Origin of the sequence: Falsiroseomonas frigidaquae (genome assembly GCF_012163145.1) — a bacterium.
Taxonomy (GTDB): Bacteria; Pseudomonadota; Alphaproteobacteria; order Acetobacterales; family Acetobacteraceae; genus Falsiroseomonas; species Falsiroseomonas frigidaquae.
In genome coordinates, this window is the sequence record NZ_JAAVTX010000002.1 from 614390 (window position 1) to 641262 (window position 26873).

Annotated in this window: 25 protein-coding genes; 4 read left to right on the forward strand and 21 right to left on the reverse strand. The window is 70.8% G+C overall.

Annotation, left to right across the window (positions count from 1 at the left end; all coding sequences use genetic code 11):
• Nucleotides 1-27: 27 nt before the first annotated feature.
• A complete protein-coding gene (locus HB662_RS07330; RefSeq protein WP_168048702.1) occupies nt 28-1146 on the reverse strand; it encodes an ATP-grasp domain-containing protein in 1119 nt (372 codons plus the stop codon).
• On the reverse strand, nt 1146-2531 hold the full coding sequence (locus HB662_RS07335; RefSeq protein WP_168048704.1) for a cytochrome P450: 1386 nt from the start codon (nt 2529-2531) through the stop codon (nt 1146-1148). The genes HB662_RS07330 and HB662_RS07335 overlap by 1 nt, the downstream gene beginning before the upstream one ends.
• 77 nt (nt 2532-2608) lie before the next feature.
• On the opposite strand from HB662_RS07335, the gene HB662_RS07340 reads away from it, so the two are divergent.
• Both HB662_RS07340 and crtD read left to right on the forward strand, forming a co-directional pair.
• Nucleotides 2609-3349 (forward strand): hypothetical protein, encoded by a 741-nt coding sequence (locus HB662_RS07340; RefSeq protein WP_168048706.1) that lies wholly within the window; start codon nt 2609-2611, stop codon nt 3347-3349.
• 4 nt (nt 3350-3353) lie between these two features.
• Entirely contained in the window at nt 3354-4862 is a 1509-nt protein-coding gene (gene crtD / locus HB662_RS07345; protein ID WP_168048708.1) for a 1-hydroxycarotenoid 3,4-desaturase CrtD, read from the forward strand.
• Here the strand turns inward: crtD and HB662_RS07350 are convergent.
• A complete protein-coding gene (locus HB662_RS07350; RefSeq protein ID WP_168048710.1) occupies nt 4831-5565 on the reverse strand; it encodes a hypothetical protein in 735 nt (244 codons plus the stop codon). The genes crtD and HB662_RS07350 overlap by 32 nt on opposite strands.
• Before the next feature lie 192 nt (nt 5566-5757).
• Between HB662_RS07350 and HB662_RS07355 the strand changes: the two genes are divergently transcribed.
• Nucleotides 5758-7245, forward strand: coding sequence for a winged helix-turn-helix domain-containing protein (locus HB662_RS07355; RefSeq protein ID WP_168048712.1), 1488 nt, complete (start codon nt 5758-5760; stop codon nt 7243-7245).
• Between the two features lie 2 nt (nt 7246-7247).
• Here HB662_RS07355 and HB662_RS07360 read toward each other — a convergent pair whose 3' ends face one another.
• The 13 genes from HB662_RS07360 to HB662_RS07420 form a co-directional block, all read right to left on the reverse strand.
• Nucleotides 7248-8771, reverse strand: coding sequence for a phytoene desaturase (locus HB662_RS07360; RefSeq protein WP_168048714.1), 1524 nt, complete (start codon nt 8769-8771; stop codon nt 7248-7250).
• Between the two features lie 13 nt (nt 8772-8784).
• Entirely contained in the window at nt 8785-9222 is a 438-nt protein-coding gene (locus HB662_RS07365) for a YqaA family protein (RefSeq protein WP_168048716.1), read from the reverse strand.
• A 75-nt stretch (nt 9223-9297) separates the two neighbouring features.
• Nucleotides 9298-10371, reverse strand: coding sequence for a photosynthetic reaction center cytochrome PufC (pufC, locus tag HB662_RS07370; protein WP_168048718.1), 1074 nt, complete (start codon nt 10369-10371; stop codon nt 9298-9300).
• The gene (gene pufM / locus HB662_RS07375) at nt 10368-11381 is read right to left on the reverse strand and encodes a photosynthetic reaction center subunit M (RefSeq protein ID WP_168048720.1); all 1014 of its coding nucleotides are present in this window, start codon (nt 11379-11381) and stop codon (nt 10368-10370) included. Before pufM ends, pufC begins: the two co-directional genes overlap by 4 nt.
• Nucleotides 11382-11403: 22 nt before the next feature.
• Nucleotides 11404-12231: a photosynthetic reaction center subunit L gene (pufL, locus tag HB662_RS07380; RefSeq protein ID WP_168048722.1), complete on the reverse strand. Its 828-nt coding sequence runs from the start codon at nt 12229-12231 to the stop codon at nt 11404-11406.
• Nucleotides 12232-12406: 175 nt separating this feature from the next.
• Entirely contained in the window at nt 12407-12592 is a 186-nt protein-coding gene (pufA, locus tag HB662_RS07385) for a light-harvesting antenna LH1, alpha subunit (RefSeq protein ID WP_168048724.1), read from the reverse strand.
• A gap of 36 nt (nt 12593-12628) precedes the next feature.
• On the reverse strand, nt 12629-12808 hold the full coding sequence (locus tag HB662_RS07390) for a hypothetical protein (protein ID WP_168034689.1): 180 nt from the start codon (nt 12806-12808) through the stop codon (nt 12629-12631).
• A gap of 139 nt (nt 12809-12947) precedes the next feature.
• Complete coding sequence (gene bchZ / locus HB662_RS07395) at nt 12948-14408, reverse strand: chlorophyllide a reductase subunit Z (protein WP_168048726.1); 1461 nt, start codon at nt 14406-14408, stop codon at nt 12948-12950.
• 1 nt (nt 14409) lies between these two features.
• Nucleotides 14410-15891, reverse strand: a complete 1482-nt coding sequence (gene bchY / locus HB662_RS07400) for a chlorophyllide a reductase subunit Y (protein ID WP_168048728.1) — start codon at nt 15889-15891, stop codon at nt 14410-14412.
• A 3-nt stretch (nt 15892-15894) separates the two neighbouring features.
• A complete protein-coding gene (locus HB662_RS07405; protein ID WP_168048730.1) occupies nt 15895-16914 on the reverse strand; it encodes a chlorophyllide a reductase iron protein subunit X in 1020 nt (339 codons plus the stop codon).
• Entirely contained in the window at nt 16911-17831 is a 921-nt protein-coding gene (bchC, locus tag HB662_RS07410; RefSeq protein WP_456305466.1) for a chlorophyll synthesis pathway protein BchC, read from the reverse strand. The genes HB662_RS07405 and bchC overlap by 4 nt, the downstream gene beginning before the upstream one ends.
• Before the next feature lie 87 nt (nt 17832-17918).
• Nucleotides 17919-19028: a methyltransferase gene (locus HB662_RS07415; RefSeq protein ID WP_171970225.1), complete on the reverse strand. Its 1110-nt coding sequence runs from the start codon at nt 19026-19028 to the stop codon at nt 17919-17921.
• A 32-nt stretch (nt 19029-19060) separates the two neighbouring features.
• Nucleotides 19061-19933 carry a polyprenyl synthetase family protein gene (locus HB662_RS07420; protein ID WP_168048736.1) on the reverse strand — a complete coding sequence of 291 codons (873 nt, stop codon included), beginning with the start codon at nt 19931-19933 and terminating at the stop codon, nt 19061-19063.
• Between the two features lie 208 nt (nt 19934-20141).
• Here HB662_RS07420 and HB662_RS07425 point away from each other — a divergent pair, with 208 nt between their 5' ends.
• Entirely contained in the window at nt 20142-20951 is an 810-nt protein-coding gene (locus HB662_RS07425) for a DUF2189 domain-containing protein (RefSeq protein WP_168048738.1), read from the forward strand.
• Between the two features lie 3 nt (nt 20952-20954).
• Here the strand turns inward: HB662_RS07425 and HB662_RS07430 are convergent, their stop codons facing one another.
• Genes HB662_RS07430 through hemA form a run of 5 tightly spaced genes read right to left on the reverse strand, consistent with a single transcriptional unit; the run spans nt 20955 to nt 26839 of the window.
• Nucleotides 20955-21974 carry a phytoene/squalene synthase family protein gene (locus tag HB662_RS07430; RefSeq protein WP_209443148.1) on the reverse strand — a complete coding sequence of 340 codons (1020 nt, stop codon included), beginning with the start codon at nt 21972-21974 and terminating at the stop codon, nt 20955-20957.
• The gene (gene bchO, locus HB662_RS07435; RefSeq protein ID WP_168048742.1) at nt 21971-22852 is read right to left on the reverse strand and encodes an alpha/beta fold hydrolase BchO; all 882 of its coding nucleotides are present in this window, start codon (nt 22850-22852) and stop codon (nt 21971-21973) included. The genes HB662_RS07430 and bchO overlap by 4 nt, the downstream gene beginning before the upstream one ends.
• Nucleotides 22852-24570 (reverse strand): magnesium chelatase subunit D, encoded by a 1719-nt coding sequence (locus HB662_RS07440; RefSeq protein ID WP_168048744.1) that lies wholly within the window; start codon nt 24568-24570, stop codon nt 22852-22854. Before HB662_RS07440 ends, bchO begins: the two co-directional genes overlap by 1 nt.
• The gene (gene bchI / locus HB662_RS07445; protein ID WP_168048747.1) at nt 24567-25628 is read right to left on the reverse strand and encodes a magnesium chelatase ATPase subunit I; all 1062 of its coding nucleotides are present in this window, start codon (nt 25626-25628) and stop codon (nt 24567-24569) included. Before bchI ends, HB662_RS07440 begins: the two co-directional genes overlap by 4 nt.
• Nucleotides 25628-26839 (reverse strand): 5-aminolevulinate synthase, encoded by a 1212-nt coding sequence (gene hemA, locus HB662_RS07450; RefSeq protein WP_168048749.1) that lies wholly within the window; start codon nt 26837-26839, stop codon nt 25628-25630. Before hemA ends, bchI begins: the two co-directional genes overlap by 1 nt.
• Nucleotides 26840-26873: the final 34 nt, after the last annotated feature.

A 26873-nucleotide genomic window follows, 5' to 3' on the forward strand; every position in this document is an offset into this window, starting at 1 on the left:
AGGCGAATCCGCCTGACTTGAGAATGGTCAGTCGTACCAACCAACATCCAGCGTCGCGACTTCCCCGAAGGGCACGCGGCGCTGGGCGGCCATGCGGATGATGGGCCAAGTGGTCCAGGGCATGGCGAGCAGCGGCATCGGGTCGCGCGCGCGCCAGCAGACGTCCGGCGTGGTCAGAAGGGCGCGCAGATTTTGCCCGAAAAGGCCGCCGCGGAACAGCGAAAGCTGTGTCTCCGTCAGGCAGGACCAGAATTGTTGCAGCCGCGTCTCCGGCCGGTGGCGCGGCCTGGGCGCGGCGGGGTCCACCACCGCGCGGGCCAGATCCGCGGCTTCGAAGAAATGCAGGCCGCTGGTGGTGCGCGGGTTGCACTCCAGGCCCCAGGGGCGGCCTGCCTCGTCCACCATCAGGTCGAAGGCGATGAAGCCGGACCAGTTCGCGGCGGCCACGAAGCGGCGCACCCAATCCTCGATGGCGGGATGCGCCACGCGTTCGAAGGCCACGGCGACGGAGCCGGCCATCAGCATGCCGCGATAGACGGTGGTGGCAAGGACGCGGCCCTGATGCGCCAGCGAACAGGTGCTGAACTCCGCCCCCGTCACGCGGCGCTGCACGATGCAGGGCACCTCCGCCGCCGGCAGCGCGGCCCCCTGCGGCAGCATCACCACGCCGCGGCCGGAGCAGCCATGCACCGGCTTCACCACCACCGGCCCGGCCGCCGCCAAGCCCTCGCCACGCGGATCGCCGAGCGCGGCGGAGTCCGGCACGTCCAGCCCGTGGCGCTGCGCGAAGGCGATGAAGCCGCCCTTGTGGTGCAGCGGCAGCAGCACCTCCGGCGGCATCGTCAGCACGCGCACCCCTTCCGGCAGCAGAGGCGGCAGGTGGGCGACATGCATCGTCTCCTCCGACACCGGCAGCACCAGCTCCACGCCCTCATCCCGCACCAGCTGGGCCAGGGCCGCGAGATAGGCCGCCTTGCTCTCCGCCGGCGCCGGCACGCGGATGGATTTCGCGACGGCACGGGACGATCCGCAGAGATGGCGTGCGAAAGGCTCGGCGACCACGACGCGCCAGCCAATCGCCGAAAATCCGCGCGCGAGGTCGAGCGCCTTGGGCAGGCGGCCCAGCGTCAGCAGCACCGTCCGCATCAGGCAGCCGTCACCCGCATCCGGATCTGCCGCGCCGGGCGCGTGGTCAGCCGCGCGGCGGGGCGGACCTGCTGCGGTTCGGCGAGATGGAAGTCGAAGCGGCGGAACAGGCGGGCGATCAGCAGCACGGCTTCGACCGTCGCGAAGGCGGCGCCGGCGCAGATGCGCGGGCCGATGCCGAAGGGGATGTAGGCGCCCGGCGTCATCTCCGCCTCGCGTTCCGGCAGGAAGCGGTCGGGGTCGAAGGCGTTGGGGTTGGTCCAGTAGCTTCGATGCCGGTGCAGCAGCCAGGGCGCCACCATGATAAGCGCGCCACGCTTCACGCGGTAATCGCCGATCCGCGTGGCTTCGTTCGCCACGCGCGGCAGGAAGGTGATAGGCGGATACAGGCGCAGCGTTTCCCGGAACACATTGCGGGTGAAGACCAGGCGCTTGGTGTGCTCGAAGCCGATCGGCCCGTCCCCGCACACCGCCGCCACTTCCGCCCGCAGCCGCGCCACGAAGTCCGGCCGCGAGGCCAACAGATAAAAAACCCAGGTCAGCGCGCTGGCGCTGGTCTCGTGCCCGGCCAGGAACAGCACGCCAAGCTGGTCGATCAGCTCCTCCCGCGTGAAGGCGCGCCCATCCACATCATGCGCGGCGACGACGGCGCTGGCGATGTCGTCGAAGCGCTGGCCGGCATCGAGGTGGCTGTCGAGCAGCTCGCCCAGGCTGCGGCGGATCAGCGCGCAGCTGTCCAGCACCGCCTGGGTCTGGGGGATGCGCGTCCAGGCGCGGTCCATGATCAGGCGGCGGATTTCCACCTGCGCGACGCTGCGTTCGAAGAAGGTGAAGGCGTCGAACACCTCATGCGCCACGCGGGATTGCAGGCTGGTGGAGAAGACGGAGCGGCAGATGATGTCCGCCGTCAGATGGCTCATCGCCAGATCCAGCGAGAAGCTCCCGGCCGAGGCGGCGGCTTCCGCCAGCGTGGCTTCCGCGGCTTCGATGCCGGCTTCCATGCAGGGGAAGGCGCGGTTCACCCGCATCAGCGTCAGCGCCGGGTCCATCATCTGCCGCTGGCGCTTCCAGGTGGCGCCGGAGCTGACGAAGATGCTGTCGCCGATCAGCGGCTCCAGCGCATTCACCATCAGATCCGATTTCGGGAAGATGCCATCCGCATCCACCAGCACCTGGCGCACCAGCCTGGGCTCGTTCACCACCACGATGGACCGCCGCGAATAGCCCAGCGGGCCGATCGGCATGGTATAGGCCTCCGCCGGCAGCAGGCCGAGCAGATCCCCCTCCCCCTCCAGCAGCGCACGGAACAGCGCCACCACGGGGGATCGCGGCGTGGGGTGTGGCGGCACGAACGCCCCGCCCGGCCTGGCAGCGAAGCCTTCCATCGGCGCCATTTCCTCGCCTTGCGACGAAAACTGTCAAGTGGCATTGTCACTTTCTGTCAGGGAAGGGGAACAGGTCGATGGAGCTGATGCTGTTCCACAGCCTGGTCGTCGCCCACATCCTGACCGGCACCACCGGCGCCATCGCCTTCTGGGTGCCGGTGCTGGGCCGCAAGGGCGGTGTGAACCACCGCCGATGGGGCCGCATCTTCACCTATGCCATGCTCGCCACCGGCAGCTTCGCAGTGGCGATGAGCCTGCTGACGCTGGCGGACCCGCTGGGCACGCATCCGCATCTCGCCGCGGATTACGACCCCGCCTTCCTGCGCGGCATGTTCGGCTGGATGATGCTGCATACCGGCATCCTGACCATCAACCTGGCCTGGTATGGCTGGCTCTGCATCACCAACAAGCAGCGCCATGCGGCGAACCGCACGAAACTGAACCTCGGCCTGCAATATGCGGTGATCGCCGCGGCACTGGCCTGCGCGGCGCAGGGCTGGATCATCGGCCAACCGCTGATGATCGGCATCGCCGTGGTCGGCGTGGCCACCGGGCTGACCAACCTCTGGTTCCTGCACAAGCCGCGCGTGGCTCGGGAGGATTGGCTGAAGGAGCACATCAAGGCCTTGGTCGGCGCCGGCATCTCCGTCTACACGGCCTTCATGGCCTTCGGCTCCGTGCGCGTCTTTCCCGAGCTCGCGCTGCATCCCGCCATGTGGAGCATCCCGCTGATCGTGGGCCTGGCCATCATCATCTGGCACCGGCTGGATGTGGAGCGGCAGGCGCGCAACCGGCAGCGGCTGCGCGCGGTCGCCTGACGCCATGCATGTGGTGGTGGTCGGCGCCGGCATCGGCGGGCTCGCCGCGGCAGCGGATCTCGCGCGGCAGGGCGTGCGCGTGACGGTGCTGGAACGCGCGGCGGTGGCCGGCGGCAAGATGCGCCATGTCCAGGCCGGCGGTGCAGCCATCGATGGTGGCCCCACCGTCTTCACCATGCGCTGGATTTTTTCTCAACTTTTCGCGGATGCGGGACGCAGGCTGGAGGATGCGCTGGAGCTGCACCGGGCGGAGATCCTGGCGCGGCATGCCTGGCGCGAAGGCGGGCGGCTCGACCTCTTCGCCGATGTGGAACGCTCTGCCGAGGCGATCGGCGACTTCGCGGGCGCACATGACGCGCAAGGCTTCCGCGATTTCGCCGCCCGCAGCGCGGAAATCTTCCGCACGCTGCAGCACAGCTTCATCGCGGCGCAGCGCCCTTCTCCGCTCGACCTGGTGCGCCGCGTCGGGCGGCTGGATGCGCTGTGGCGCACGGCGCCCTGGGCCACGATGTGGCAGGCGCTCGGCACGCATTTCCGCGACCCGCGGCTGCGCCAGTTGTTCGGCCGCTACGCCACCTATTGCGGCTGCTCCCCCTTCCTGGCGCCGGCCACGCTGATGCTGGTCGCGCATGTCGAACAAGATGGCGTCTGGCTGGTGCAGGGCGGCATGCGGCGTGTGGCGGAGGCCATCCGTGACCTCGCCGAAAGCCAGGGCGCGACCTTCCGCTTCAATGCGGAGGCGCGGGAGATCCTGGTGCGCGGCGGCCGCGCCGCCGGGGTGCGGCTGGCCGGCGGCGAGGTGCTCGACGCCGATGCGGTGGTGTTCAACGGCGATGTGGCGGCGCTCGGCCAGGGGCTGCTCGGCGCCGCCGCCCGCGGCGCGGCGCGGGACACGCCGCGCGAAGCACGTTCGCTCTCGGCCGTCACCTGGTGCATGAACGCGGTGACGCATGGCTTCCCGCTGAGCCACCACAACGTCTTCTTCGCCGAAGACTACGCCGCCGAATTCGCCGCCATCTTCCGCGCCCGCCGGATCACGGAGGCGCCCACCGTCTATATCTGCGCCCAGGACCGTGGCGAGGAAGGTGGTCACGCCGGGGTGCCCTACGGCACGGCCGAACGCCTGCTGCTGCTGGTCAACGCCCCGCCGGATGGCGACCTGGCCGACCTGTCACCCGATGCGCTGGAACAACTGCAACACCGCAGCCTGGCCCTGCTGCAGCGCTGCGGCCTCACCATCGAGACCTCGCCCGCCAATACCACCTGCACCACCCCCGCCGGCTTCCACGGCCTGTTCCCCGGCACCGGCGGCGCGCTTTATGGCCGCGCCAGCCACGGCGCCACCGGCACCTTCGCCCGCCCCGGCGCCGCCTCGCGCCTGCCCGGCCTGTTCCTGGCCGGCGGCTCCGTTCACCCGGGGCCTGGCATCCCGATGGCGGCCATGTCCGGCCGGCTGGCGGCGGCGCGGGTGCTGAGGGCGCTCACCCCCGGCGGGCGCAGCTCGCGGCGATGACCCGGCAATGCAGCCCCTGGCCGCGGGCGCTGCACTCCGCCATGGCGGACCGCTCCGCCTCCGCCTGGGTGGCACCGAAGCCGGCGCTGACGGAGGCGACGACATAGCTGCTGGGGTCATTGGTGATGAACAGCGCCCAGGGGCTGCGCCGCACGCCCTGCGCCGCCGCGCCGCAGGCCTCGGCGCTTTCGCCCAGCAGCCGGCATGCCGGCCCGCCACAGCGCTGCTGCGCCTGGCGATGCGCCGAACCGCGATCCGCCACCGCGGCCACCAGCCCATGCGCGGCGGCCGGCGCCGGCGCGGCATAGACCACGCTCACCGCCCCGGGGCGTGGCGCGGCAGCGGGTCGCGGCGCGGCAGCGGGGCGCGCCATGGCGGCCATGCGCGGCTGCACCACCGCCCCGGCCACGCTGCGCGCTGCCACGCCCTGCCCCGTTGCCGCCGCACCGCCGCGCCGCTGCTCGGCGGCGAAGCTGGCGCCGGCGGCACAGCGGATATCACAGGCCCGCTCCGCCTGGGGCCGCGCCGTAGCCAGCCGCTCCCCGGCCAGGGACATGCATTGCGCCCGGCAGAACTGCGCCGCCTCCGGATGCGGCCGGCGGGAGGAGGGCGGCTGGCCGGCCTGCGCCGGCAGGGCGGCGACAGCGACGATGCAGGCGAGCACGGCGCCGCGCAGGGCGCCGATCGAGGTCGGGACACGCATGGAAAGGAAGCTCCGCGCCGGTCGTCTCGGGGTGCGCCGCGCGCCCCCTTCGGCTGCGGCGGGAGGTATCCCTGGGGCCGGCCCGAAGTCCCGAAGGCGGGCTGATTTAAGTCAGAAATTCTGCCAGGATGTTTTCGGGACTCGTTCGGAATTCTTTCGTCCCGCGCGCCGGAGGAGGGCGCGAGATCGCCCATGGAGACCGGCAGCTACCGCTTCGACCGCTTCTGCCTGGATCTGGGGCGCGGCACGCTCCGCCGCGAGGAAGGGCCGGAGCTGACGCTCCGCCCCAAGGCCTTCGCCCTGCTGCGGCACCTGCTGGACCATCCCGGCCTGCTGCAGGGGCGGCCAGCGCTGCTGGAGGCGCTGTGGCCCGGCCTGGCGGTCACCGATGACAGCCTGACGCAATGCGTCAGCGATATCCGCCACGCGCTGGGTGACCGGGCCGCCGCCGTGCTGCGCACCGTGCCGCGCCGCGGCTATGTGCTGACGGCGGAGGTGCGGCGGCAGCAGGTGGCACCGCCCCCCGCGCCGCAGGCGGCCGCATCCCCGCCGCCGGCGGCGTCCGCCAGCCGGGTTACGCTGCTGGTGCCGCCCTTCCAGGCGGAGGAGGAGGCGGCGCCCCTCGCCCGCGCCCTGACAGCGGAGCTGACCGCCGAGCTGATCCGCTTCGAGGATCTGCGGATCGTCAAGGAGCCGGCGCCACAGGGCTACCGCCTGCATGGCGAGGTCTTCGCCCTCGGCCAGGGCCGCCGCCTGGCGATCCGGCTGGAGGATGCGGTGACCGGCGCCGGCCTCTGGGCGGACCGGCTCGACCTGCCGGAATCCGGCCTGCCGCCCGCCCTGTTGCTGGTCCGGCTGGCCAGCCGGATCGACATGGAGATCGGGCGCGACAGCCTGCACCGCGCACGCCACCGCCCCGCGGCCGCGCGAACCGCCCGCGACCATGAATTGCTCGGCCGCGACCTGCACCAGCGCGGCACGGAGGCCGAGACGCTCGCCGCCCGCGCCCATTTCATCGCCGCCATCGCCGCCGACCCCGAATACGCCGCGGCCCATGCCTGGCACGCCTTCACCGTAATGCGCTTCGTCACGCATGGCTGGGGCGCGGGCGACCATCAGGCGGAGCGGGCGGAGGCGCTGCTGCTGGCGCGGCAGGCGGTGGAGCTGGCGCCGGATTCGCCCCTCTGCATCTCGGCGCTCGCCTTCGCCCTGGCGCTGTGCAAGCGCTGGGACGAGGCGGCGGAGATGGCGCGCCTGGCGCTGCGGGCCGGGCGGCCGGCCGATCTCGGCACCCGCACCTCCTGCGCCGAGGTGCTCTCCGCCTCCGGCTTTCCCGAGGAGGCGGCGGAGGCGGTGCGGGAGGCGCTGGCGCTGGACCAGCATGGCGCGCCACGCAGCCGTGCGGTGCTCGGCCGGGCGCTGCTGCTGGCCGGGCAGCCGGAGGCGGCGCTGGCGGAGTTGCGCTGGTGCGCCGCGCGGCTGCCGGACTACGCGCCCTGCTTCCGCACCCTGGTCGTCGCCGCGATCGAGTCGGGACGGCCGGAGGAAGCCCGCGCGGCCCTGCAGGAGGTGAAGCGGCTGCGGCCGGACTGGGTGCCGGGCCGCCGCCCGGTGCTGTGGTTCCTGCGCCGCCCGGCCGACATCGCCCGCTTCGCCAGCGCCTTCGCCGCCGCCGCCTGACCTTATCGCGCCCGCACCACCGTGCTGCCGTGTGGCACCACCTGGTCCAGGATGCGCGCGGAGGAGACGACGCCCGGAACGCCCGCGCCGGGGTGGGTACCGGCGCCGACCAGGAACAGGCCGGGCAGATCCTCGCTGACATTATGCGGGCGGAACCAGGCCGACTGGAACAGCTGCGGCTCCAGCGAGAAGGCCGCGCCCTGCACCGAGAGCAGCCGGTCCCGGAAATCCTGCGGCGTCAGGATGCGGGAGGTGACGAGGCTGGCGCCGAGGCCGGGCAGCACCGTCTCTTCCAGCCGCTTCTCGATCGCGGCGCGGTAGGGTTCCGCATGCCGCGCCCAATCCGTGCCGCTGCCCAGATGCGGCACCGGCGACAGCACGTAGAAGCTGTCGCAGCCCGGCGGCGCGAGGGATGGGTCCGTCGCCGTCGGACGGTGCAGGTACAGCGAGAAGTCTTCGGACAGCACCTTCCGCTTGAAGATGTCGGTCAGCAATTCGCGGTAGCGCGGCCCGAGCACCATGGTGTGGTGGTACACGTCATCGAAGCGGCGGTTGGTGCCGAAATACCAGACGAAGAGGCTCATCGAGTAATTGGCGCGCGCCACCTTCGCATCCGTCCAGCGGCGGCGCTTGTGCTCCGAAAGCAGTTTTGTGTAGGTCCAGCCGACATCGGCGTTGGAGACGACGATATCGGCCGCGAGTGTCTCGCCCCCCGCCAGCCGCACGCCGCTGGCGCGGCCATCCTGCACGGTGATCTGCTCGACCTCCACGCCGGTGCGCAGCCGGCCGCCGAAGTGGTGGATGAGGTCCACAAGGCCATTCACGACGGCGCCCATGCCGCCCATGGCGTAGTGCACGCCATGCAGGCGTTCGAGATGCGCGATCAGGCAGTAATAGGCGGTGGTGTTCAACGGATTGCCGCCGATCAGCAGCGGATGGAAGCTGAAGGCGATCCGCAGCTTGTCGTTCGAGAAATAGTCGCTGACCTTGCTGTAGACGGTGCGGTAGCCCTGCAGGCGCAACATGTCCGGCACCGCGCGCAGTAGCGTGGACAGCTGGTGGAAGGGCTGGTCGGCGAGCCTGGCGAAGGCGACCTCGAAGATCTTCTCGCTGTCGGCAATGAAGCGGTCGAAGCCGGGCAGGTCCTCCGGCGCGATGCGCGCGATTTCCGCGCGTGTCGCCACCAGGTCGGCGCTGCAATTCATCACCGTGCCGTCGTCGAAGCGGATCCGGTAGAAGGGGTTCATCGCGCGCAGGTCGAGGTCATCCGCCATGCGGCGCCCCGCCAGGGTCCACAATTCTTCCAGCAGGTAGGGCGCGGTGATGATGGTGGGGCCGGCGTCGAAGGTGAAGCCATCCTGCCGGAAGACATAGGCGCGGCCGCCGGGCGCATCCAGCTTCTCCACCACCGTCACCCGCCAGCCGCGCGCACCGAGGCGGATGGCGGCGGCGAGGCCACCGAAGCCGGCGCCGATGACGATGGCATGCGGGCGCGTGTCGTGGTGCAGGTCGGTGCCGTCCATCATGCCGCCGTCCTGGTCAGGTGAGGCCGAGCGTCGCCAGCGCAAGCACCAGGTAGCGGCCGGTCTTGGCGATGGCGACCAGCAGCAGGAAGCGCCCGAAGGGCTCGCGCAGCACCCCCGCGGCCAGGGTCAGCGGATCGCCGACAACCGGCGCCCAGCTCAGCAGCAGCGACCAGTGGCCCCAGCGTCGATACCAGCCGCTGGCACGGTCCAGCGCGGCGGGCTTCACCGGGAACCAGCGCCGGTCCTGCCAGCGCACCAATTGCCGCCCGAGCGCCCAGTTGATGACGGAGCCGAGCGTATTGCCCGCACTCGCCACCGCCACCAGAAGCCAGGCGGGCTGCTCGCCCAGCAGCAGCAGCCCGACCAGCAGCGGTTCCGATTGCAGCGGCAGCAGGCTGGCGGCGCCCAGCGCCACCACGAACAACCCGAGAAGTTCCAGCGCGCCCGACACGGGCGCTGCTATGCCCTATCGCGCCGCGAAAGCAAGCACGGCAGCCAGGCCCGGCAGACCTGGCGCCGTGGCAGGTCACTGCGGCGCCGCCGAGGCGGCCCGCAGCGGGCCCTGGGAGACCAGGCCGAGCTCCGGATAATCCTGCAGCATCGGCGCACCGTAGAAGGGCCGGTTGGCACCCTGGTGGCAGGTGGCGCAGTTCACCTTCAACGCATCGCCGGCCGGACCCACGCGCGCCATGTGCGGCCCTTCCGCCGGCCCGCGCGGATTGGCAGCCCAGAGCGGCGTCAGCGGCACGACATAGGCGTTGTTGATGTCCCGCACCATGCGGATGCCATGCCAGGCCGTCAGCCGCGCCGGCGGGCTGGTGGACCAGTTCGCGAAGGACCGGCTGTTGTGGCAGTAGGTGCAGTTCACGCCGAGGCCTTCGGACATGTGCATCATCAGCGCATAGGTCCACTCGGCCGACATGATATTGGCCGTGTTGCTCCGCGGGTGGGAGGTGGTGCTGATGACGCGGATCTCGTTGTCCTGCAGCAGGAAGGGCGTGAAGGGTTCGGCCGGCAGCGAGCTGTCATTGGCCACCGGCGCCGGGTGGTTCTGCCCGTTCGGCGCCTGCAGGCCGTTCAGCGGCTGGATCGTCGCGGCCCAGACCGCCGCCGGCACCGGCCGGCCACGGTGGCAGGTGTAGCAGGTGACGCCGGTGGTGCCGACATGCGGTGTCCAATCCGCATTGATGTGCCGCGTCATCTGCAGCATGCGGCGCGAGACCACCTTGGTGTAGACCTCGTCGGAGGCGAGGTTCTCGACATTGTGGCAATAGGCGCAGCCCTGCTCGGGGGCGATCCACTCCGTCATCGCCTGCATGATGCGACCGAACTGCGCCACGCTGAGCTCGCCCAGAACCTGGACGTTCTCGTAGATCTCGTTCGCCTTCTCGCCTTCCGTATCGGCGGCTTCCAGCGCCTCCGGAATGCGATTGGCGGCGAGGCGCACCGCCTGGGTGCGCGGGTTCACCACCTGCTCCATCGCGGTGCCGCGGAAACCCACCTGGGTCGCGTTGACCGGAGGCCGTTCGAAAGTCATCAGCACGATCACGACGCAAAGGGCTGCGGCGAAGACCAGGCCGACGCGTGCCGTGAGGCTCATCGCGGTGCTCCTTGCATCGGGGCGGGCGTGGCGGCGAGGGCCGGATCAATCACCGGTTCCCAGATCTGCGGATAGGCGGGGGCGAAGTGGCGATCGACCGCCCAGAGGTACCAATTGTCCACCACCGTGCCGGTCAGCAGGATGCCGATGCCACCCGTCAGCGGGCAGAGCACGGCGAACCACCAGGCCCAGCGATGGATGCTCTCGAAGCTGGCGTTGAAGCCCATGCACCAGCGCCAGAACAGCGCACCGCGTTCCGCCGCCGTGCCGCGGTCCAGCACCAGCTCGATCTCCCGCTCACCGCCATAGCGGCCGAGCGCCAGGATCGTCGCGCCATGCATGGCGAAGAGCAGCGTCGAGCCATACAGGAACACGATCGAAAGCGCGTGGAACGGGTTGTAGAACAGGTTGCCGTAGCGGATGGAAAACGCTGCGGTCCAGTCGAGGTGCGGGAAGATGCCGAAGGGCACCGCCTCCGACCACGACCCCATCAGCACGGGGCGGATGAAGCCCAGCACCAGGTACAGCCAGATCGCCGCAGCGAAGGCCCAGGCCACATGCGTGCCCATGCCCAGCGCCCGTGCGCGGCGATAGGTGCGCGCCCACCACAGCAGGATGGACACCGTCAGGCAGAAGCCGGCGACGATCCACCAGCCACCTTCGCGCAGCGGCGGGATGCGGAGGCCGTATTCCGCCGAGGGCGGCTCCAGCGCCAGCCAGAAGAGCTGGCGGATGAACTGGACGACGTCCCAGTTCACCGAGGCGAGCATGTTCAGGCCGATGATCTCGAAGGCGATGAAGCCGAAGACGATCGACAGCACGCCGAGCGTGCCGAGATAGACCGGCCCCACCTGCGCATCGCCGATCATGCCGAACAGCGTGACGAAGCGGGAGGTTCCCTCGCGCGGCGTATGGCCGGCGAGCATCGTTCCACCACCCATCGGCGTGCCGGGATAGGGCACCGGACCCCGGACCTGCACGCGGGTGAAGAGGTTCTGATATTCAGGCATCTGCGTTATCCCCCTTTCCCCGTCACTTGTTCCAGATCGGCAGGTTGAGCCACCAGCCCCACCATTCGGGCCAGCCGCGGGTCCAGAACGGCCCGCTGATGACGATGCACACCGCGCTCCAGAATCCCGCCGACAGCGCCAGGAACAGGCCGAGGCGGTGGATGCCCAGCGTGCCGATCGAGTAGCCGATCAGGTCGCGGAAATAGGTATTCTCATGCTCCGCGGTCTTCACCACCTCGCCCTTGGCGGGGTTCAACGCGGACAGCACCAGGCCGCCATGCATCGACAGCGCGAGGGTGGTGGTGAAGAAGAACGTCACCGCCAGCATATGCGCCGGGTTGTAGTGGAAATGTAGGTGCTGGTAGCCGACGTTGGACACCCAATCGAGATGGCTGAAGATGCCATAGGGGAAGCCGTGCCCCCAGGCGCCCATCAGCACCGGCCGGATCACCACCAGCGTGATATAGGCGAAGACCGCGACGCCGTAGGCGATGGGAATGTGATAGCCCATGCCAAGCTTGCGTGAGATCTCCGCCTGCCGCAGCGCCCAGGACACGAAGGCGCCGATGGCGCAGACCGTGATGGCCTGCCACAGCCCGCCCTGGGACATCGGCGCCAGGCGCAGGCCATAGCTGAGGTCCGGCGGCGCGATGTTGATGAGCCAGGGGTTGAAGGTGCCGCCCATCGCCGCGCCCATCAGGATCAGGCCGACACCGATGAAGGTGAAGAAGGCCGTGGTGACCCCGAAGAACCCGATCCAGAACGGGCCTATCCAGAAATCAAACAGGTCGCCGCCCACCAGGGTGCCCCCGCGGACGCGATATTTCCGCTCGAAAGTCAGTATCGCCATCGCATGACGCTCCCAAATGGGCGGGGCCTAAAGCCCGCCTGCCTGTGTCGTCGTCCCGGGCAGCGGACGAGGGCCGCTGTACTGGCCTCGCCCACTGTCGCGGAGCGACATCGCTTCACTCTCGCGGAGCGACCTCGCCCCGCTTTCGCGGAGCGACACCGGCGCCTTCGCCCTGCTAGCGCAGGAGCCCGACCGGTTGCCCCGGGGTGAAGGTCGCCGGCGTCGCGCACCAGCCCCAGTGATCGCAGTAACGGGGGGATGCGAGCACGACGACGTGCAGCAGCCCCGACACCGCGATCACGCCGACCATCGCCAGGAACAGCGATCGCCGCGGATCCACAACCATCCAGATCTTATGCATAGCTTCTGTCTCCTCTCTCTCGTCGGGCCAGGCGCCTCAGAAGAAGCGCCAATCCGGCGGGACGATCTGGTTGCCGTAAACCAGCGGCCGCCACAGCCACACCAGGATATGCGCGCCCATCGAGGCGAAGACGGAGAAGGCCCAACCCTGGATCAGCAGGGAATGGATCTCTCGCGCCTCGCCTTCGGTCAGGCCGGTCTTTGAACCTTCGGCCATCAATTCGACCTCCAACTGGCCTTTCGGCCGCTACCGCGCTGATCCCGCGCGGCGGGGATGGAACCGGCGGGAAACCGCCAGGGCCGGACCGCAAACCGCTTGTGGCGGCTCGCAGGAACGGAAGGATGCAGGGGTCGCGTCATGCGACGCCCTCCGCAACGGGTTGCGCGACGACCTCGCCCAGCGTGTGCCGGACGCGTTCGCGAAGGATGCGCGGCTCACCGGCTTCGCGCGCGGCGCGCTCCACCGCCTCGCGCAGCCGCTTGGCGGCGGAGATGCGCAGCAGGAAGGGCTCGGCCTCCACATGCGCGTCGAGCAATGCGACGGCGTCATCGTCCCACGGTTCCGCGGCGCGGGCGGGCGTGGCTTCGACGCGGTCGAGGTCGGTGCCGAGCGGCAGGATGTGGAACAGCGCGTCGAACAGCGCGTTGCAGTATTCCTGCACGATGTAGGTCGCGCCGGCGTAGCCCATGAAGGGCGTTCCGGTGGCGCGGCGGATGATGGCGCCCGGGAAGCTGGCGGGGATGTACATGGCGCGGGACTTCAGCTCCGCCGCATACATGCGTTCATTGTAGCTGCCGAACAGCACCAGCGGCGGGGTCTTCTTCATCGCCTCCCGCACCGCCGCATTGTCCGGCTTCTCACCGGCCTTGCGGCTGAAGGCGAAGGCGCAGGGCACGCCCATTTCCTCGCCCAGGAAGCGCTGCAGGCCGCGTGCATAGGTATCCGTCGCCACCACCGCGAAGCTGGCGGAGGCGAAGAAATCCTGCGTGACGCTGCGCCACAGATCCCAGATCGGCTTGATGGTGGTGTGCTTCTCCCGCTCGATGAAAGGCTCGGGATCGAGGCCCGTCATCTCGCCCAGCTTGCGGAGGAAGTTGGTGGTGGCAAACAGGCCCATCGGCGCGCGCAGCCAGGGGCGTTCCAGCTCCTCGCAGAGCTTCTGGCCGAATTCGCGATACATGCAGATGTTCACATCCGCATCCGGCAGCTTGGCGATATCCTCGACATGGCTGCCGAGCGGGAACACCAAATTCACCTCGCAGCCGATGCCTTCGACCAGGCGGCGGATCTCCGCCAGGTCGGACGGCATGTTGAAGGTGCCGTAGATCGGGCCGATGATGTTGACGCGCGGCGTGGTGCCCAGCTTCGGATTGCGCGCGCGCATCTTGCGGCCGCGTGCGCCGAATTCGGTCCACAACCACATGATGGCGCGGTCGGCCGCCTGCCACTGGTCCTCGTCGATCGTGCGGCAGATGAAGCGCTGCAGGTTGCTGCCCTGCGGGGTCACGCCGCCACCGATCATCTCGGCGATGGAGCCGGTGACGACCACGGCGGGCAATTCGCGATCCTGCGTGCCGGCGGCGCGGCGCATGGAATCCTCGGTGCCGTTCTTGGACAGGCTGTCCTCGTCCAGGCCGGTGACGACCACCGGCAGCTCATGCGGTGGCAGCGCATCCGTGTAGTGCAGCACGGCCGTCACCGGCAGGTTCTCGCAGCCCACCGGGCCATCAATCACCACGCGCAATCCGCGCACGGCGGAGAAGGCGTAGATCGCGCCCCAATAGCCACCAGCCCTGTCGTGATCGAGGACAAGCATACTACGTACCCACCGATTCTTCGGCTTTCGCCTTGGCGGCCTGGATCTTGCGCTGACGCTCGCGGAAGCCCGGCGGGTCCACCGGCTTGTCGCGAAAACCGTAGCCCGCGCCATCCGGCGTGCCGACGCCTTCGAAGAAGCTGACCATGCGGCTGAAGCGTTCCCGCCCGCGCGTCTGCGCCGCGACGATGCCGGCCATGGAGCCCGCTCCGGCCGCACCGAACAGCGGCCGCGCCGAGACCATGTTGGTGAAATACAGCGCGGGGATGCCGAGCTCCTTGGCCTTCTGCACCAGCGGCGTCGTGCCGAGCGCCAGGTCCGGCTTCACCTCCCGCATCGCCGCCATGTCCTGCTCCAGGCTGGCGCGGTACTGCACGTGCGTGCCGCGCGCTTCCAGCCATTCGCGGTCGGCATCGGACCATTCGGTGCGCGGGCAGGCAGTGCCGACATAGGGCACCTCCGCCCCGGCTTCGGACAGCAGCCGCGCCACCAGCAATTCGGAGCCTTCGTAGCCGGAGACCGTGATGCGTGCGCTGATTGGCGCCGCCGCCAGCGCCGCCTTGATGGCCGGCAGCGCCCGCGCCTTCGCCGCGTCCAGCTGCACGGCCGTTGTGCCGGTGGCACGCGCGATGGCATCCAGCCAGGCCGCCGTGCCGTCATGCCCCACGGGGCCGGAACCCACCACAGGCCGCCCGGCTGCGCGGAATTCGCGGATGCTGGCGGTGTAGAAGGGGTGCACCGCGGCGGCCACTTCGCAATCCAGTGCGGCATAGAGGTCGCGCCATTCGCGCGCCGGCGTCTGCGGCGCGACGGTCAGGCCCATCGGCTGCAACATGGCGCCGACGCCCATCGGGTCCGCCGGGAACAGCTCGCCGATCAGCGCGACGCTGCGCTCGCCATCGATCATCTGCCGCGGCCGTGCCACCGGGCCGGCCTCGGCCTCGCCGCGGGCATAGCGCAGCATGGCGCCGGCCAGCACATCCTTGGCCTCCGCATGCGTCGGCACGCCGAAGCCCGGCACGTCGATGCCGATGATGCGCACGCCGTTGATCTGCTTCGGCAGCAGATCCAGCGGCACGCCGGATGCGGTGGGTACGCAGAGATTGATGATGACGACGGCGTCGTAGTCTTCCGGCCTGGCCGTCTCGGTCACCGCGTCGCGGATGTCCTCGAACAGTTTTCCCGTAACCAGCGTCTCGCTGTTGAAGGGCACGTAGCCCACCGTGCGCCGGGCTCCATAGAAGTGACTCGTGAAAGTCAGGCCATAGACGCAGCAGGCGCTGCCCGACAAAATGGTCGCCGTGCGCCGCATTCGCAGCCCGACGCGCAAGGACCCGAAGGCCGGGCACATGCTCTGCGGCTGGTCATGCGGGCCGCGCGGGTAGTTCTTCGTCAGCTCGTCCATCACCAGGGACTTGCCCGCGGCACGCGCGGCAGCCTCCAGTGTCTCGCGGCCTCCGTGGCAGCCTGCGGCTTCGCTCATCGCTCAGGCGCCCTCATAGACCACTTCGAGGGACGGCTTGTTCAGCACCTCGGCGCCGCACATGTCCTCCATCGTCGCCGGGTCCAGCACCACGCCACGGCCAACCGCATCGCCCTTGAACAGGTTCAGCAGGTTTTCGTGCGTCAGCGGATAGGGGCGGACGGGCGGCGCGCCGGCCACCTGCAAAGCGAGCTCCTCGAACACGCTGGCCCATTGGCCGCCGGGCACGCCGACGATCTCGTAGTTCGCGGACTTGCGGCGGATGTCGTCATCGGCCGGGATCGCGGCCAGCACCGGGATGCCGACTTCCTTGGCGAAGGCAGCCGCCTCGCCCGTGCCGTCATCCTTGTTGATGACCATGCCGGCCACGCCGACATTGCCGCCGAGCTTCTTGAAGTACTCGACCGCGGAACAGACGTTGTTCGCCACATACAGCGATTGCAGGTCGTTGGAGCCAACGACGATCACCTTCTGGCACATGTCCCGCGCAATCGGCAGGCCGAAGCCGCCGCAGACCACGTCGCCAAGGAAATCCAGCAGAACGTAGTCAAAGTCCCACTGATGAAAGCCGAGCTTCTCCAGCAATTCGAAACCATGGATGATGCCGCGCCCGCCGCAGCCGCGGCCGACCTCCGGCCCGCCCAGCTCCATGGCGAAGACGCCGTCGCGCTTGAAGCAGACATCGCCGATCTTCACCGCCTCGCCGGCCGCCTTCTTCTTCGAGGACGTCTCGATGATGGTCGGCACGGACCGGCCGCCGAAAAGCAGGCTTGTGGTATCCGACTTCGGATCGCAGCCGATCAGCAGCACGCGCTTGCCCTGCTGCGCCATCATGTAGCTGAGGTTGGCCAGCGTGAAGGATTTGCCGATGCCGCCCTTGCCGTAGATGGCGATGATCTGCGTTTCCTTCTTCACCGGACCCGTCGCCACCGCATCGGGCTCCTGCGCCGCCTCGTCGCGCAGCGCATCCGCCATGCTCTGCTGCGCGGTGTTCGCGGCGGGCGAAGCGGTGTGTGCGTTCATGAGCATGCTCTCCAATCGAGGATCATCTTGAGGCACGCGGGATCGTTGAAGGCGGTGCGGTAGGCATCCGGCGCGGCGCTGGCGTCCCGCCGATGCGTGATCAGCCCTTCGAAGGACAACCGCCCGGCATCGAGCAGGCCGCGCACCGCGACCAGATCAGGCTCCCGCCATTCCGCGGCGACGCGGAACCGCGCCTCCCGCATGAAGGCGGGCGGGAAGGCGAAGCTGAGTGGCGCGCTGTAGAAGCCGGCGAGCACGATCTCCCCGCCCGGCGCCAGGCGCTGCACCAGGCTGTCCAGCAGCCCGCTGTCGCCGCTGACATCGCAGATGCTGCGGTAGTCGCGCCGCGCATCGTCATCCGGCGTCACCACCTGGTAACCGCTGGCGCCATCGGCCCGTGCGGGATTGGTCTCCCACACCGTGGGCGCGCCGCCGGCCGCCACCACAAGCCGCGCCAGCAGCCGGCCGAGCACGCCATGGCCGATGATCAGCTCCGGCAGTTCGGCGCCTATGGCATGTTGCGCCGTGGCGGCCAGCGCCATCAGCACGCCATCCTCGCCCAGCGCCTCGTCGATCGGCACCGCGCGCGCGCCCGGCACCACCAGGCGGGAGGCAGCGCCGCCGAACAGGCCGCGCACGGTGCCGAAGCACTTCGCACCGGGCACGAACACCCGTTCACCGACGCGACGCATCGAGGATGGGCCGGCGGCAGCCACGCGACCTACGGATTCGTAGCCAGGCACCAGCGGGTAGCCCATGCCCGGGAAGGGCGGCATGCGGCCGGACCAGAGCAGGCGCTCCGTCCCCGTGCTGATCCCGCTCCATTCCACGTCCACCACGATATCCTCCTCGCCCGGGGGCGAGAGTTCGAGGCGGCTCAGAACGAGGCGTTCCGGCGCTTCCAGCAAGACTGCCACGGTGTCCACCTGGACGGCCGCTCCCTTTGATTATGTGTCAGCCTATCCTGACAGTGATGCATGTCAAGACAAACTGACATGCGAGCGTCAGGTCGCGCTGACATCGGCAACCAGCACGCGTGTCAGCAGCGGCGTCGGCGTTGGCAGGGCCCGGCTGCGGCCGAAGCCGGCGGCGGCGAGCATCGCCTGCAGTTCCTCCGGGCGGCGCGGGCGGCCGCGTCCCATGGCCAGCAGGTAGAAGCCGAAATACGCCTCCCCCATCGGCTCCGCGCCGCTGGTGCCGGCCATCGGCTCGGCGATCAGCAGGCGGCCGCCGGCGGGCAGCGCGGCACGGGCGGCGCGCAGCAGGCCCATCACCACGGCGTCATCGTGGTCGTGCAACACGCGGACGAAGCTGATCAGGTCGGCGCCCTGCGGCAGCGGATCCGTGGTGAAGTCGCCGCCAAAGGCTTCCGCACGCCCGGACAAGCCGCGTGAAGCGAAGCGCGCCGTGGCGCGGGAGGCCACCTGGGGCAGGTCGAACAGCATCAGCCGCAGATCCGGCGCGGCCGGGGCGACCTCCGCCAGGAAGGCGCCCTCCCCGCCGCCGACATCGAGCAGCGCGCGGTGGCGGCGGAAATCGTAGCTGGCCAGCACCTCCGCCGCGACCATCGGCTGGGACGCCGCCATCAGCGCGGAGTAGTCGGCCACGCGCTCCGCCCCCAGCGCCTGCGGCGCCACGGCGCCGGCATAGGCCCAGTAGGCGGACAGCGCATTGCCACCGCGGTCCCGCCGCAGCAGCGCGACGGGGTCCGCCAGATCCGCGTAGAGCAGCGCGTGGTGCTCCACCATGGCGGCGATGCCCGGGTTGCCAATCATGGCCGCCCCCAGCGGGCCCAGCACCCACAGCCCGTCCTGGCGCCGGCGGGTCAGGTCCAGCGCGGCGGCGGCGGCCAGCAGGCGGCCCATCGCCTCCGGCGGCACCGCAAGGCGCAGCGCCAGCGCGGCCTCGCTGGCCGGCGCCTCGTGCAGGATCTCGAACAGCCGCAGCCGCACGCAGGCGGCCAGCACCTGGGAATAGACGAAGCCGGCGCAGAGATCGAACAACTGCCGCGCACGCCGCCGCGCCATCGGCCGGGTCAGCGGGAAGCGCGCGGCCCAGGCGCGGAAGCGCGGATTGGCCGTCACCCCCTCCCGCCACGCGCGGAAGCGGTCCATCCATCCGGGCGCGGCCAGGGTGGCGGGCGCCCTCACGCCGCCTGGGCGGCCAGCTTGGCCGGCACCAGTCGCTTCGCCTCGGCCAGGATCAGGCCGCGCAGCAGGGCCTGGCCGCGGCATTCGGGTATCGCCGCCACAGCTTGCTCGGACAGCGCCCGCAACCGCGCCACGGCGCCGTCCAGGCCGAATTCCGCAACCGCGCTCGGCCGGCCAAGCGCCTTGTCCACGCCCACCGGCTTGCCGAGTGTCGCCTCATCCTCCACCGCATCTCGTAAATCGTCCGCCACCTGGTAGGCCTCGCCCAGCCGGTCGCCGAGCAGGCGCCAGGCTTCCGGCTCCACATGGCCGGCGGCGGTGGCGCCGGCGACGGTCGCGGCAGCGAACAGGCTGCCGGTCTTCTGCCGCTGGTATTCCGACAGGTCGGCGCGCGGCTCGCATTCCCAGGCCTGGCCGGCGACGATGCCGAAGGGCACGCCGACGCCATCGCCAACCACCAGCAACAGCGGGCCCAGCCGTTCCGGCGCCGAAGGGGCGGCCCGCGCCAGGGTCTGGAAGGCCAGCACGATCAGCGCGTCGCCTGCCAGCACCGCCAGCGGCTCGCCATAGGCGCGGTGCACGCTGGGCTTGCCGCGGCGGGTCGCCGCGTCGTCGAAACAGGGCAGGTCGTCATGCACCAGGCTGGCGCAATGCAGTAGTTCGATCGCGGCCGCGGCGGCGGAGGACAGCGCCGGCCGGTCATCGCCGCAGGCCGCCGCCACCGCCAGCGTCAGGCGCGGCCGGATGCGCCCGCCCTTGGGGAAGACCGCATGCCGCATGGCGGCCGCGAGGCGCGGCGGCGCGCCCGCCGCCTCGGCGCAGAGCACGGCATCGGCCAGGCTGGATTCGATCCGCGAGACGGCATCCATCGGCAACCTCCCAACCGCGCCGGCCTGATGTAAGCCTGGCTTGTCAGTGCCGAGTGTCAGTCTTTCTTGACAGTTAAGTCAACCGCCAATCGGTCACGCGGGCTTGAGACGCAGCCGGGCGCGGACGTCCCAATTGACAGATGCGGGGTCCTTGCCGGGCATCGCCGGCACCGGGCCGTCCGCGGAACCCAGCAGGGGGAAGCGAACGATGGCTGAGGCTATGACCACCACGCGCAACTTCGAAAGCGCGCCGCCGGAACTGCGGCGCATCGGGCTGGAGGACCTCGGCACGGCGCTGCGCCGCGGCTGGGCCGATTTCCTGGCGACGCCGACACAGCTGATGTTCCTCTGCATCCTCTATCCCGTCATCGGGCTGGTCGCCGCGACGCTGGCGGCAGGCGGGGAGGTGATGCACCTGTTCTACCCGATGGCCGCCGGCTTCGCGCTGGTCGGCCCGCTTGCCGCGCTTGGCCTCTATGAGATCAGCCGGCGGCGCGAGGCCGGGCTGCCGACAAGCTGGACCGACGTGTTCCAGGTGCTGCGCTCGCCCGCCTTGCCCGCCATCTCCGGGCTGGCCGTGCTGCTGCTGGTGCTGTTCACAGCCTGGTTGTGGACGGCGGATGCGATCCACGCCGCCACGCTCGGCACGCTGCCGACCGATCCGCGCTACAATGGTGGCGCGCTGGCGCTGCTGGAGCAGGTCTTCGGCACGGCGGAAGGGCAGCGGATGCTGCTGATCGGCCATCTGGTCGGCTTCGGCTTCGCCGCCCTGGTGCTGGCGCTGACGGTGGTGTCCTTCCCCCTGCTGCTGGACCGGCCGCAGGCGGGGCTGGGCCAGGCGATCGGCACCTCGCTGCGCGCGGTGGCCGCCAATCCGCTGCCGATGGCGGCCTGGGGCTTGATCGTCGCGGCGCTGCTGCTGCTGGGATCGCTGCCGCTGTTCATCGGCCTGGCGGTGGTGCTGCCGGTGCTCGGACATGCAACCTGGCACCTGTACCGACTGGTGGTGGCGCGCTGAGCCTTAGCGCGCCATCGGTCCCAGCGCCGCATCCTGCGCCAGCCTGTCGAACAGCGCGACGGCGCGGGCGATACGGTCCGCAAGACTGGCAGCGGGCTGCGGCTGCTGCGCGGCCACCGCTTCCACCAGGAAGCGCGTGGCGGGCAGTGGCGGCGCGGGGTTGGCGGCGCGACGGGCGGCCAGCGCCGCGACACCGCGCGCCATCAGCAGTGCCTTGCGGCGGTTCGGCACCGTGGCGCGCCGGCTGACCGAATCATGCCCCTGGCGTTCCACCGCGCGGCCGATGCCGGCATAGACATGCCGCGCCGCGCCGATGCCCGCACGGCAATCCCAGGGCAGCCGCGCGAAACCATCCTCCGCCCGCGCATACAGAAGATCCGCCGCATCCAGCAGCCGCTGCACCACGCGGCCGAGCGCCGGGGTGAAGGCCGGTCGGGCGAGAAACGCCTGCGCCGAAACGCCTTCCTGCGCCATCCAGTCCAGCGGCAGGTAAAGCCGGCCGTTGCGCGCATCCTCCCCCACATCGCGGGCGATATTGGTCAGCTGCATCGCCACGCCGAGGTCGCAGGCCCGCGCCAGCGCCGCCGGGCAGCGCACGCCCATCAGCAGCGTCATCATCGCGCCGACCGTCGCGGCAACGCGCGCGGCATAGGCTTCCAGCGCCGCGAGGTCGGCATAGCGGCGGCCCTCGGCGTCCCAGGCGAAGCCCTCCAGCAGCGCGGCGGGCAGCACCTGCGGAATCGCGAAATCCCTGGCCACCACGGCGAAGGCGCGATCCGCCGGATGCGGCTGCGGCCGGCCGGCATAGATCGCATCCAGCCGGCGCTGCAGCGGCGGCAGCGCAGCGGCGGCATCGGGCGCCTCGTCGATCGCGTCATCGGCAACGCGGCAGAAGGCATAGAGCGCCGCCGCCGGCTCCGCGATGCGCGACGGCAGCAGCAGCGCCGCGGCGCGAAAGGATTTCGACCCGCCCGCCAGCATGGCGCGGCAGGCGGCGCGATCCTCGGCGGAAAGATCCTTCATGCCGCCAGCGCCCCCGCGCATTCCTGCTGGATCAGCGCCACGACCCGCGCCGGCTGTTCCTCATGCGCCAGATGGCCGAGGCCGGGCAAGGTGATGATGCGCGCCGCGGGCAGCCGCCGGCGCACCGCCTCCGCCTGCGCCGGCGGCACGGCGCGGTCATTGGCGCCCACCACCAGAACCAGCCGCGGCGCCAGCCTCGGCAGGTCGCGCAGCAGCGGCACCAGGTCCCAATGCGCCATCATGCCGAGCGCCGCCGCCAGATGGCCGGAATGGCGGAACAGCCGCGCGTAGAAATCGACGCCGCGGCTATCAATCTTGCTGCCGGTGTCGCGCAGCAGGCGTTCCGCCACGGCGCGGTCCGCGGCGCGCCAGGCAAACAGGCTCGGCACGAAGGGCAGGCCCACCAGCATGCGCGCGGTGCGCGTGAAGAAGGCGGCGTGGCGGTCGCCCAGCGGCTGCAGCGCGCCGTTCAGGCTGAGGATGCAATCCGGCGCGATGCGCCCATCCAGCGCCATGCGCAGCAGGATGGCAGCGCCCGCGGAGTGCCCCGCCGCCAGCACCGGCCGCAGCCCGAGCACGCCGAGCAGCGCGGCGACGGAAGCCGCCATGCCGGGCAGCGAAAGCCGCGCCGCCGGCACGCCATCCGAGAATCCATGGCCAGGCAGATCCGGCGCCACCACGGTGAAGTCGCTCGCCAGCAGCGGCAGCATGTCGCGCCAGGAATGGGTGGCCGCGGCGGTGCCGTGCAGCAGCAGCAGGACTGGTCCCTGGCCCATCACCTGCACATGCCAGCGCAGGCCGGCGGCGGTGACGAAGCGGCTGGCTTCCCGGTTCGGCCAGTCGCGGCCCTCGATGGCCCAGTTCGGGCGTTCGGCCATCACGCCACCTCCCGCGTCGTGGCCACCGCGGCGGAGAGCTTCTGCGAATCCACGCTGGGCAGCGCGAGGTAGCGGGCGCCCATCGCCTCCGCGAGCTGCTTCGCGAAGGGCTGCGGGCGCGGCGCGGTATCGACCAGCAGCGTGGCGATCCCGGCGGCGCGGCAGGGCGCGGCGGCGGCCAGCGCATCGGCCTCCGCCCGGGGCCGGCCGGCCGTGCCATCGCGGGCGATATTGGCGCGGCCATCGGTCAGCAGCACCAGCAGCGGCGTGCGGCCGCGGCGGCGGGCTTCCTCGGCCAGCGCCATCGCCGCATCGATACCGGCGGCCAGCGGCGTGGCGCCACCACCAGGCAGGCCGGCGAGGCTGCGCTTGGCGCGCAGTAGCGAATTGGTCGGCGGCAGCAGCAGCTCCGCCGCGCGGCCGCGAAAGGCGACCACGGCGACGCGATCGCGCCGCACATAGCAATCGGCCAGCAGCAGTTCCACCGCGCCCTTGGCCTCCGCCAGCCGCGCCAGGGCGGCGGAGCCGGAGGCATCGACGGCGAAGATGGCGGTGGTCTCGGTGTGCTGCTGGAAGCGCAGCAGGCGGATGTCGTCGCGCTTCACCAGCACCAGCGGGCCGGGCCGGCCGGCCCGTTCCCGCCGGCGGATGCCCTGCCAGGGCGCCGCGGCGCGCAGCGTCTCCACCAGGGAAAGCCGGGCGCCGGCCCGCAGCGCGCCCGCGCGGGTGCCGATCGGCCGGCCGCGCAGCGCGGATTGCCGGCGCTGGCCCTCGCGCCCTTGTGCGCCGGCGCGGCGCGCCGCATCCCGCGCGCCAGCGCCCAGCGCGGCCAGCAGCCCGGCGGGCAGCGAGGCGCGCGTCGCCTCCAGCAACATCTCCTGCAATTCCTGGGGCCCTGGCTGCGGCTCCGGCTGGGCGCTGTCCTGCGGCTGATCCTCGGGCGCGGCGGGCGGCTCCGCTTCGGGCAGGCAGGTGGCGCGCGGGCCGAAAACCAGCCGCACGGCCAGTGCCGCATCCGCCTCCTCCACCGCCGCATGCCCGGCCAGCGCCGCCGCCGCACGCGCCGCGCGCAGGGCGAAAAGCGGGGCGCGCAGGCTGGCGATGCCGAACTGCATGGCAGCGCCGCACAGCGCCGGCAGCAGCGCATCCGGCACCGCTACCTGCCCCAGCCGTGCGCGTGCGGCGGCGACCTGCGAGGCAGCGTCCAGCGGCACCGCCTCCGGCTCCAGCCGGAAGGCCAGGCGTTCGGCCAAGGCGGGCGGCAGCGTCTCCTCCGCCGCCAGCCCCTCATCCAGCGCAACCAGGGCGAGGCGCGCGGGCAGGATCAGGTCCAGCCCGTCCCGCTGCAGCGCCACCTGCCCGGCATCCAGCACAGCCGCCAGCTTCGCCGCGGTATTCGCCTCCAGCCGTTCCGCCATGCTGGCGACCACGATGCCGCCATCGGCCTCCGCCAGCACGCCGCGTTCCAGCACCGGCCGTCCGGCCGCCAGCGTGCCGGCGAGATCCAGCCCCCCGAGCAGCCGCGAATCCGGAATGCCGAGCGGCAGGCGCCGCCAGGGCGTGCCGGCGGGCAGCGCCGCGCGCAGCCCGGCCAGCCACCCCTCCCGCTCCGGCCCCGGGGCGGCGCGCAGTACGGCGCCACCGAGACCCACGGGATCGACCGCCAGCAGCAGCGCGGCCTGCACGGCATCCGAAGCGGGTGCCGCGAGGTTGGTCACGCGCCGAACAGCTCGGTCACGGCGCGATCGACGCGCGTGGTGGCCACCGCCTCATCCAGCGGGTTGCGGCGCAGGCGGTGGCGCAGGGCGGGTGCGGCGATGCGGCGCAGATGCGGCACGCCCACAACCTCGTCACCCTCCAGCGCCGCCAGGGCGCGCGCCGTGCGGATCAGCGTGAGTTCGCCGCGCAGCCCATCCGTGCCGAGAGCCATGCAGAGCCGCGCCGCATTTTCCAGCGTCACATCCGGCACGGTGATGGCCGGTAGCAGGGCGCGCGCCGCCAGGATGCGATCCCGCGTCGCCGCCGCCGCCTCCGCCCATTTCGCCAGGAAGCCGGCGCCATCGCGCTCGAAGGCATCGCGCCGCTTGATCACCTCGACGCGCGTCGCAAGGTCCGTCGGCGTGCGGACATCGACGGACAGGCCGAAGCGGTCCAGCAATTGCGGTCGCAGCTCACCTTCCTCGGGATTGCCGCTGCCGACCAGCACGAAGCGCGCCGGGTGGCGGATGCTGATGCCCTCCCGCTCCACCACATTCTCGCCGGAGGCGGCCACATCCAGCAGCAGGTCGACCAGATGGTCCTCGAGGAGATTCACCTCATCGATGTAGAGGAAGCCGCGATGCGCGCGGGCCAGCAGCCCGGGCTCGAAGGCCTTCTCGCCCTGCGCCAGGGCGCGTTCGATATCCAGCGCGCCGGCCACGCGGTCCTCCGTGGCGCCAAGCGGCAGGTCCACGACCGGCACCGGCACCGTCGCAACGACGAGATCGGTGGCGTCGCGGCAGACATCGCACAGCGCCTCCGGCCGCGCCGGATCGCAGGAAAACCGGCAGCCGGCGACCGCCTGCATCGGCGGCAGCAGCGCCGCCAGGGCGCGCACCGCGGTGGATTTGCCGGTGCCGCGATCGCCGAATACCAGCACGCCGCCGATGGAGGCATCGACCGCCGCGATCAGCAAGGCGAGCTTCATCTCATCCTGGCCGACGATGGCGTCGAACGGGAAGACCGGCCGTGCCGCGACGGTCTTCCGGCTGGCCAAGGCGCTCGCCCCGATATCCATCAGGCGGCCCGCTGCAGGCTGAACTGCGACCACACGGCGGATAGCGCCTGCACCAGATGGTCCATATCCGCGTCGCTATGCACCGGGCTCGGCGTGATCCGCAGCCGCTCCGTGCCGCGCGGCACGGTGGGGTAGTTGATCGGCTGCACATAGACGCCGTGATCATCCAGCAGGATGTCGCTGATCGCCTTGCAGACCACCGGGTCGCCCACCATCACCGGCACGATGTGGCTGGGATTGTCCAGATGCGGCACGCCGATCGCATCCAGCCGCTTGCGCAGCGTCGCCGCACGCTCATGCAGCCGGTCGCGCTCCACGTCGCTCGCCATCAGATGTTCGATGGAAGCCCGCGCGCCGGCGGCGATGGCCGGCGGCAGGGCCGTGGAGAAGATGAAGCCGCTGGCATAGCTGCGGACGAAATCGCACATGGCGGCGGAGCCGGCGATGTAGCCACCGATCACGCCAAAGGCTTTTGCCAGCGTCCCCTCGATGACGGTCAGCCGGTGGGAGACGCCATCACGGTCCGTGATGCCGCCGCCGTTCGGACCATACAGGCCGACGCCATGCACCTCGTCGCAATAGGTCATCGCGCCGTATTTGTCGGCCAGGTCACAGATGGCGGCGATGGGGGCGATGTCGCCATCCATCGAATACACGCTTTCGAAGGCCACCAGCTTTGGTGCGGAGGGATCGATCTCGGACAGCACGCGCTCCAGATCCACCAGGTCGTTGTGGCGGAACATGCGGCGCTGGGCGCGGGAATGGCGCATGCCCTCGATCATCGAGGCGTGGTTCATCTCATCCGAGACGATGACGCAGCCCGGCATCCGCGCCGCCAGTGTGGACAGCGACGCCCAGTTGGACATGTAGCCCGAATTGAACAGCAGCGCGTCTTCCGTGCCATGCAGCCGCGCCAGGGCACGTTCCAGCAGCACATGCTCGTGGTTCGTCCCCGAAATATTGCGCGTGCCGCCCGCCCCCGCACCATGCTGGTCCAGCGCCTTGTGCATCGCCGCCAGCACCTTCGGGTGCTGCCCCATGCCGAGGTAGTCGTTGGAGCACCAGACGGTGACCTCCGAGGTCTTGCCGTTGCGATGCCGTGTCGCCTTCGGAAATTGCCCGGCATGACGCTCGATATCGGCGAAGACGCGATAGCGGCCCTCGCGCCGGAGGCCGTCGAGCTGGGCACGGAAGAAGGATTCGTAGTTCATCGCGGACCCCCAGTGGCCGTGAGCATGGCCGGAC

Excerpts from the sequence above, each read along its gene's own strand:
- HB662_RS07330 (WP_168048702.1), bottom strand. The coding sequence starts at position 1,146 with ATGCGGACGGTGCTGCTGACGCTGGGCCGCCTGCCCAAGGCGCTCGAC.
- HB662_RS07335 (WP_168048704.1), bottom strand. The coding sequence starts at position 2,531 with ATGGAAGGCTTCGCTGCCAGGCCGGGCGGGGCGTTCGTGCCGCCACAC.
- HB662_RS07340 (WP_168048706.1), top strand. The coding sequence starts at position 2,609 with ATGGAGCTGATGCTGTTCCACAGCCTGGTCGTCGCCCACATCCTGACC.
- crtD (WP_168048708.1), top strand. The coding sequence starts at position 3,354 with ATGCATGTGGTGGTGGTCGGCGCCGGCATCGGCGGGCTCGCCGCGGCA.
- HB662_RS07350 (WP_168048710.1), bottom strand. The coding sequence starts at position 5,565 with ATGCGTGTCCCGACCTCGATCGGCGCCCTGCGCGGCGCCGTGCTCGCC.
- HB662_RS07355 (WP_168048712.1), top strand. The coding sequence starts at position 5,758 with ATGGAGACCGGCAGCTACCGCTTCGACCGCTTCTGCCTGGATCTGGGG.
- HB662_RS07360 (WP_168048714.1), bottom strand. The coding sequence starts at position 8,771 with ATGATGGACGGCACCGACCTGCACCACGACACGCGCCCGCATGCCATC.
- pufC (WP_168048718.1), bottom strand. The coding sequence starts at position 10,371 with ATGAGCCTCACGGCACGCGTCGGCCTGGTCTTCGCCGCAGCCCTTTGC.
- pufM (WP_168048720.1), bottom strand. The coding sequence starts at position 11,381 with ATGCCTGAATATCAGAACCTCTTCACCCGCGTGCAGGTCCGGGGTCCG.
- pufL (WP_168048722.1), bottom strand. The coding sequence starts at position 12,231 with ATGGCGATACTGACTTTCGAGCGGAAATATCGCGTCCGCGGGGGCACC.
- pufA (WP_168048724.1), bottom strand. The coding sequence starts at position 12,592 with ATGCATAAGATCTGGATGGTTGTGGATCCGCGGCGATCGCTGTTCCTG.
- HB662_RS07390 (WP_168034689.1), bottom strand. The coding sequence starts at position 12,808 with ATGGCCGAAGGTTCAAAGACCGGCCTGACCGAAGGCGAGGCGCGAGAG.
- bchZ (WP_168048726.1), bottom strand. The coding sequence starts at position 14,408 with ATGCTTGTCCTCGATCACGACAGGGCTGGTGGCTATTGGGGCGCGATC.
- bchY (WP_168048728.1), bottom strand. The coding sequence starts at position 15,891 with ATGAGCGAAGCCGCAGGCTGCCACGGAGGCCGCGAGACACTGGAGGCT.
- HB662_RS07405 (WP_168048730.1), bottom strand. The coding sequence starts at position 16,914 with ATGAACGCACACACCGCTTCGCCCGCCGCGAACACCGCGCAGCAGAGC.
- HB662_RS07415 (WP_171970225.1), bottom strand. The coding sequence starts at position 19,028 with ATGGACCGCTTCCGCGCGTGGCGGGAGGGGGTGACGGCCAATCCGCGC.
- HB662_RS07420 (WP_168048736.1), bottom strand. The coding sequence starts at position 19,933 with ATGGATGCCGTCTCGCGGATCGAATCCAGCCTGGCCGATGCCGTGCTC.
- HB662_RS07425 (WP_168048738.1), top strand. The coding sequence starts at position 20,142 with ATGGCTGAGGCTATGACCACCACGCGCAACTTCGAAAGCGCGCCGCCG.
- HB662_RS07430 (WP_209443148.1), bottom strand. The coding sequence starts at position 21,974 with ATGAAGGATCTTTCCGCCGAGGATCGCGCCGCCTGCCGCGCCATGCTG.
- bchO (WP_168048742.1), bottom strand. The coding sequence starts at position 22,852 with ATGGCCGAACGCCCGAACTGGGCCATCGAGGGCCGCGACTGGCCGAAC.
- bchI (WP_168048747.1), bottom strand. The coding sequence starts at position 25,628 with ATGGATATCGGGGCGAGCGCCTTGGCCAGCCGGAAGACCGTCGCGGCA.
- hemA (WP_168048749.1), bottom strand. The coding sequence starts at position 26,839 with ATGAACTACGAATCCTTCTTCCGTGCCCAGCTCGACGGCCTCCGGCGC.